Here is a 6,911-nt window from a genome sequence, read left to right as displayed (position 1 = left end):
GCGGCGCCGAGGCCGAGGACGCGTGTGCGCTCGCGCGCCGGGTCGCCGCCGCCCAACGGGCCCGGCTGATCCGGTGTCAGCTCGCCGGTGGGTTCGCCGATGTCACGGCCGAGGCGTCGGCGCCGGTGGGGTCCGCCGCGGTGTCCTCGCGGGCCGGGCCCGTGAGCAGTACGTCGAGCAGGGCGACCGCTCCCGCCTTGTCCAGAGGCTGGTTGCCGTTGCCGCACTTGGGCGACTGCACGCAACTGGGGCAGCCGTGTTCGCACTCGCAGGACGCGATCGCCTCGCGGGTCGCGGTCAACCACGCCGCCGCGGTGACGTATGCCCGCTCGGCGAATCCGGCGCCGCCCGGATGACCGTCGTAGACGAACACCGTCGGCAGCCTGGTGTCCGGATGCAGCGCGGTGGACACCCCACCGATGTCCCAGCGGTCGCACGTCGCGAACAGCGGCAGCAGGCCGATCGAGGCGTGTTCCGCGGCGTGCGCGGCGCCCGGCAGGTCGGTCTCGGCGATGCCGGCCGACGCGACCTGCTCCGGGGTCACCGTCCACCACACCGCGCGCGTGCGCAGGCTACGTTCGGGCAGGTCGAGCTTGTGTTCGCCGAGCACTTCGCCGGTGATGATCCGCTTGCGTTGGAAGGAGATCACCCGACTGGTCACCTCGACCGAGCCGAAGTGCAGGCGCGCCGGGCCCCATTCCCGGCTGCGCACGGTCTCCAGGATCCGAATCTCGGTGACCTCACGCGCGTTGGTGGTCCAGTCCGGATTCGCCGCGCGCACGAGCGCGACACGTTCGCCGAGATCGAGTTCGCGCACCACGAAGGTGTCGCCCTGGTGCAGGTGCACCGCGCCCGGATGCACCGCGGAGTGCGCCGCGGGGGCGTCCACGGTCCCGAGCAGTCGCCCGGTCCCCTCCTCGACCACACGCACGGCCGGACCGCCCGCGCCGCGGATGTCGGTGAGATCGGTGGCCCGTTCGCGGCTGGTCCAGTACCAGCCGCTCGACCGCCGGCGGAGCAGGCCACGCCGCTCCAGCCCGGGCAGCAACTCGATCGCGACCGGCCCGAACAGGTCCAGTTCCTCTTCCGTGAGCGCGAACTCGGCCGCGGCCGCGCACAGATGCGGGGCCAGAACGTACGGGTTGTCCGGGTCGAGCACGGTCGCCTCGACCGGCAGGTCGAACAGGGCATCCGGGTGGTGCACCAGAAACGTGTCCAGCGGATCGTCTCGCGCGACCAGGATCGCCAGCGCCTCCTGCCCGGCCCGACCCGCCCGCCCAGCCTGCTGCCACAGCGAAGCGCGGGTACCGGGATAACCCGCGATCACCACCGCGTCCAGTCCGGAGATGTCCACGCCCAGTTCGAGCGCCGTGGTCGCGGCCACGCCGAGCAGGTCACCGTCCTGCAACGCGCGCTCGATACCGCGCCGTTCGCCGGGCAGGTACCCGGCGCGATAGGCGGCGACGCGATCGGCCAACGCCTCGTCCACCCGAGCCAGCCGGTCGCGCGCGATCACCCGAACGACCTCCGCGCCGTGCCGCGACCGCACGAACGCGAGGGTGCGCACGCCGTCCAGCACCAGATCGGTCAGCAGTTCGGCCGTCTCGGCGGTCGCGGTGCGCCGTACGGGTGCCCCGTGTTCACCCGTGTGGCCCGTCAGCGGAGGCTCCCACAGCGCGAACACGAGTTCGCCGTGCGGCGAGAAGTCCTCGGTCACCGCGACCACCGTGTCGCCGATCAACCGCCCCGCCGCCACCGCCGGGTCGGAGACGGTCGCCGACGCGAGGATGAACACCGGCTCGGATCCATAGCGGCGACACACCCGACGCAACCGCCGGATCAACTGGGCCACATGGGACCCGAACACGCCCCGATATGTGTGGCATTCGTCGATCACGACATAGCGCAGCGAGCGCAGGAAGGGCCCCCACGAACGGTGCCCAGGCAGCAACGCGCGGTGCAACATGTCGGGATTGGTCAGGACGTACGACGCGTGCGCGCGAATCCATTGCCGGGTTTCCACCGGCGTGTCGCCGTCGTACGTCGCCGCTCGGACACGCCCGAGCGCGGGGGCCGCGGCACGCAATTCCTCGATGGCGCGCGCCTGATCCGCGGCCAAAGCCTTCGTCGGAGAGAGGTAGAGTGCGGTCGCACCGCGCCCGCTGGGCGCGTCCGCGCCCTCGACCAGGGTCGTGAGGACCGGCAACAGATAGGCGAGGGACTTGCCCGAAGCGGTGCCGGTCGCAATCACGACCGAGCGGCCCTGGGCCGCAACAGAGGCGGCGCGGGCCTGATGCTCCCACGGCAGTTCGATACCCGCTGCGCGAAAAGCGTCGCCGACTTCCGGCCGAACCCACTCGGGCCAGGCCGCGGTAACCCCTTCGCGAGCGGGTATGCGCCGGGCGTGCGTCACTCGATCGGGTCGATCCCGACCCGCCAAAAGGCGGCCGAGAAGACCTTCCGGGGGGCGTGTACTGGGCTGCATCGGGCACCAGTGTTACATCTAATGTCGCGGGATTCATCGTCCCCTAGTGCCCATAAGTGGTTGAATGCCTTGGCGGCTGCCGATCCATGGGGGGCGACCGCTCAAGAGCAAGGTGCTGGAGGATCCGTGGACTTGTCCCTGTCGACCCGAACCGAGGGCGGTCGTACGATCGTCGAGGTGGGCGGCGAGATCGATGTATACACCGCACCCAAGCTGCGCGAGCAACTGGTGGAACTCGTCAACGAAGGCCAGTTCCACCTGATCGTCGACATGGAAGCAGTCGACTTCCTGGACTCGACCGGGCTCGGCGTGCTGGTGGGTGGCCTCAAGCGCGTACGCGCCCACGAGGGCTCGTTGCAGCTGGTGTGCACTCAGGAGCGCATCCTGAAGATCTTCCGCATCACCGGCCTTACCAAGGTCTTCCCGATTCACCCGTCGGTGGCGGTAGCCATCGCCTCGTCCGACTGACCCGACGCACATCGCGCCCGCTCCCGGTCCGGGGGCGGGAGCACGCACGGCTGGGGGAACGAACCATGGCCATCGTCGAGCTGCGCTTCAGCGCGCTGCCCGAACACGTCCGCACGGCGCGGCTCGTCGCCGCCGCCGTGGCGCGGCGAGCGGGGGTCGCTGAGACGGTGCTCGACGAGGTGCGCCTCGCCGTCGGCGAGGCGTGTTCCCGCGCAGTCGGGATGCACCACGCCCGGGAGGACGACGACCGCCCGGTCACGGTCACCCTGGACGACGGCAACGGCCGCTTCGCCATCGAGGTCAACGACGGGGTCCCGCAACCGGCGCTGTCCGAGGCGGGACTCGGGGAAGGCGCCGGTCTCGTGCCCGACCTGTCCGCCAACGGCGGGCTCGATCTCATCGAGAACGAGATGGGCCTCGCCGTCATCCTCGGCCTCGTCGACGACCTCGACGTCCGAGCAGGCACCGACGGCGGTGTGATCCGGATGTCGTGGCCCTCGGGCGCGAAGACCGGTGAGTCGGTGGGCTAGACCCACAGCTCCTCGTCCGCCACCCGGTCCCGGCACGCCACCCGGCCCCGGTACGCCGACCGGACCACCTCCGACCGCTCGACCCATCGCCCCCGGCTGCCCGGGGGCGATTTCGGCGTTTTCACGTATCCCCATTTTCGGGTTTTAAAACCTTGCTACCGGTTCATTCGTCAGTATTCGGAATCGCGCCCGGATTTCGTCGGTAATTTGATCTGATCATGGCGATTCCCATGGTCTGATCTTGATCATTTGCATACACTCCATTCGCATTGAGAAGTCCCGATCTGGAAGTGCTCCTAGCCAAGGAGGACGAATGTCCGGGATCCACCCCTCCGAACTCACCATGGCCGCAGACGTCTCCGTCTCCGGCAGCAACCTCACCTACGTCGTCATCGTCGCGGCCATCGGCCTCGGCGCACTCGGTGTCGCCGCCGGGCTCGTTCGTCAAGTGCTCGCCGCGGACGAGGGCACCGACTCCATGAAGCGGATCGCCGGCGCGATCCAAGAGGGCGCGGCCGCGTATCTGGCCCGCCAGTTCCGAACCCTGGCGGTATTCGCCGTAGGGGTCTTCTTCCTGCTCATGCTGCTTCCGGCCGACGACTGGAACGAGCGGCTCGGCCGTTCGATCTTCTTCCTGGTGGGCGCCGTCTTCTCGGCGGTCACCGGGTACGTCGGCATGTGGCTGGCCGTCCGCAGCAACGTGCGGGTCGCCGCGGCCGCGCGCTCGGGCAACGAGGGCCGCAACGTCGCGATGCGGATCGCCTTCCGCACCGGCGGTGTCGCGGGCATGTTCACCGTCGGCCTCGGCCTGTTCGGGGCGGCGCTCGTGGTGGTCCTGTACCGCGAGGACGCCCCCAAGGTGCTCGAGGGCTTCGGGTTCGGCGCCGCGCTGCTCGCAATGTTCATGCGAGTCGGCGGTGGCATCTTCACCAAGGCCGCCGACGTCGGCGCGGACCTCGTGGGCAAGGTCGAACAGGGCATCCCCGAGGACGACCCGCGCAACGCCGCGACGATCGCCGACAACGTCGGGGACAACGTCGGCGACTGCGCGGGCATGGCCGCCGACCTGTTCGAGTCCTACGCGGTCACGCTCGTGGCCGCGCTGATCCTGGGCAAGGCCGCTTTCGGCGACGCGGGGCTCGTCTTCCCGCTGATCGTCCCCGCGATCGGGGTGATCACCGCCGTCGTGGGCATCTACACCGTCGCTCCCCGCGCGGGCGACCGCAGCGGGATGAGCGCGATCAACCGGGGCTTCTTCGTCTCGGCGATCATCTCGCTCGTCCTGGTCGCGGGCGCCGCGTACCTGTACCTGCCGAGCAAGTTCTCGGACCTCGACGGGTTGAACGACCAGGAAATCCTCGCGCACGACGCCGACCCGCGCCTGTTCGCGCTCGTGGCGGTGCTGATCGGGATCGTGCTCGCGGCGGTCATCCAACAGCTGACCGGCTACTTCACCGAGACCAGCAGGCGCCCGGTACGAGACGTCACGGCGACGTCGCTGACCGGCCCGGCGACGGTGATCCTGTCGGGTATCGCCCTGGGACTGGAATCCGCCGTGTACGCGGCGGTGCTCATCTCGGTGGCCGTGCTCGGGGCGTATCTGCTCGGCGGGGGCATCATCATGCTCGCGCTGTTCGCGGTCGCGCTCGCGGGCACGGGGCTGTTGACCACGGTCGGGGTGATCGTGGCCATGGACACGTTCGGTCCGGTCGCCGACAACGCGCAGGGCATCGCCGAGATGTCCGGCGACGTCGAGGGCGAGGGCGCGCAGGTGCTCACCGAACTCGACGCGGTCGGCAACACGACCAAGGCGATCACCAAGGGCATCGCGATCGCCACCGCCGTGCTCGCCGCGACGGCGCTGTACGGGTCCTATCGTGACGCCGTCTCGACGGCGATGAACGAGGCGGGCGGGCTGACCGACGTCTCCAAGCTCACCGCGTTCGCGTTCAGCACCGACATCACCCAACCGAACAACCTGGTCGGCCTGATCCTGGGCGCCGCGGTGGTGTTCCTGTTCAGCGGCCTCGCGATCAACGCGGTCTCGCGCGCGGCGGGCGCCGTCGTGTTCGAGGTGCGCAACCAGTTCAAGACCCGACCCGGGATCATGAACGGCACCGAACTGCCCGAGTACGGCCGAGTGGTGGACATCTGCACGCGCGACTCGCTGCGTGAGCTGGCCACCCCCGGACTGCTCGCCGTGATGGCCCCGATCGCGGTCGGGTTCACCCTGGGGATCGGCCCGCTCGCGGCGTTCCTGGCCGGTGCGATCGGTACCGGCACCCTGATGGCGGTGTTCCTGGCCAACTCCGGCGGCGCGTGGGACAACGCCAAGAAGATGGTCGAGGACGGCAGCTACGGAGGCAAGGGCTCACCCGCCCACGAGGCCACGATCATCGGCGACACCGTCGGCGACCCGTTCAAGGACACCGCGGGCCCGGCGATCAACCCGCTGCTCAAGGTGATGAACCTGGTGTCCCTGCTGATCGCGCCGGCCATCGTCAAGCTGAGCATCGGCGAGGATCAGAACAACGCGCTACGGGCCCTCGCGGCGGCCTTCGCGGTCGTCGTGATCGTCGGCTCGGTCTGGTACAGCAAGCGCAAATCGGTCGTCGTCGGTTCGGAGGACGACGACCACGAGGAACAGGTCACCAAGGCGGCCGCCTGACCCGGCGCGCCGCGGGCACGCACGCCGGATGGTCGGCGTGCGTGCCTTTGTGCCGTCCGGGCACGCCGCCGTTTGGCCGAACACCTTTGCGCTGTGCGAGTCTCGGTCCGGCTCCGAGCGAAGGTGGAAAGCGTGTCGAGGAAGTTCCTGGTGGTCTCCGCGCTGGTCCTGGCATCGGCCTTGACCGCGTGTTCGAGTGGTGACGACGGCAAGAGCGACGAGAAGAAAAAGAAGGCCGAGTTGCAGGTGTGGGCCGCCAAGGTCTGTGCGGCCGACGTCACGACGCGCATCGACGACGCCCGGGTCGCGCTCGCGGACGTCGGCAAGGTCATCGCGGGTGAGCAGCCCGCGACGCTCAAGACGCGGCTCGCGGCCGACATCGCCAAACTCGCGGACGCGGACAACAAGCTTGCCGAGGGCATCGACCGGGCCGGCCCGCCCGCCGTCCCGGACGGGCCCGTGCTGCGCACGACGGTGGTCGCCGAACTGCAGAGCGCGGCCAAGGGGTGGGGTGCGATCCAGGCCAAGATAGAAGGCCTGAGCACGGATCAACAGAACGTGTTCGCCGACGGGTTGCGCTCGCTGGACCCCGAGATCAAGGCGATGCAGGCGTCCTCGCACACCGCGCTCGACAAGCTGCACCGGGGCGAGGCCGGCAAGGCGCTCGCGGCGGTGCCCGGGTGCGCGGCGGCCAAGACCGACCCCGCCGCCCCCGCCGCGACGCCTTCGGCGGGGGCGCCGTCGAGCGGCTCCACGGCCG

General features: G+C 69.9%; 5 protein-coding genes. 4 read left to right on the top strand and 1 reads right to left on the bottom strand.

Features of this window, described 5'->3' with window-relative positions; translation table 11 throughout:
• Window positions 1-76 precede the first annotated feature (76 nt).
• Window positions 77-2,485, bottom strand: a complete 2,409-nt coding sequence (locus tag GT354_RS48400; protein ID WP_161364352.1) for a DEAD/DEAH box helicase — start codon at window positions 2,483-2,485, stop codon at window positions 77-79.
• 126 nt (window positions 2,486-2,611) lie between these two features.
• On the opposite strand from GT354_RS48400, the gene GT354_RS48395 reads away from it, so the two are divergent.
• The 4 genes from GT354_RS48395 to GT354_RS48380 form a co-directional block, all read left to right on the top strand.
• Complete coding sequence (locus tag GT354_RS48395; RefSeq protein ID WP_020549531.1) at window positions 2,612-2,953, top strand: STAS domain-containing protein; 342 nt, start codon at window positions 2,612-2,614, stop codon at window positions 2,951-2,953.
• Window positions 2,954-3,018: 65 nt separating this feature from the next.
• Window positions 3,019-3,483: an ATP-binding protein gene (locus tag GT354_RS48390; protein ID WP_161364350.1), complete on the top strand. Its 465-nt coding sequence runs from the start codon at window positions 3,019-3,021 to the stop codon at window positions 3,481-3,483.
• Between the two features lie 313 nt (window positions 3,484-3,796).
• The gene (locus tag GT354_RS48385) at window positions 3,797-6,151 is read left to right on the top strand and encodes a sodium-translocating pyrophosphatase (RefSeq protein WP_161364348.1); all 2,355 of its coding nucleotides are present in this window, start codon (window positions 3,797-3,799) and stop codon (window positions 6,149-6,151) included.
• A gap of 132 nt (window positions 6,152-6,283) precedes the next feature.
• Window positions 6,284-6,911: hypothetical protein (locus tag GT354_RS48380; protein ID WP_161364346.1), on the top strand; the 628-nt coding region annotated here is incomplete at its 3' end.

The sequence above is a fragment of the Streptomyces sp. SID3343 genome (assembly GCF_009865215.1).
Classification (GTDB): domain Bacteria; phylum Actinomycetota; class Actinomycetes; order Streptomycetales; family Streptomycetaceae; genus Embleya.
This window is presented reverse-complemented; position numbering and strand designations above follow the sequence as displayed.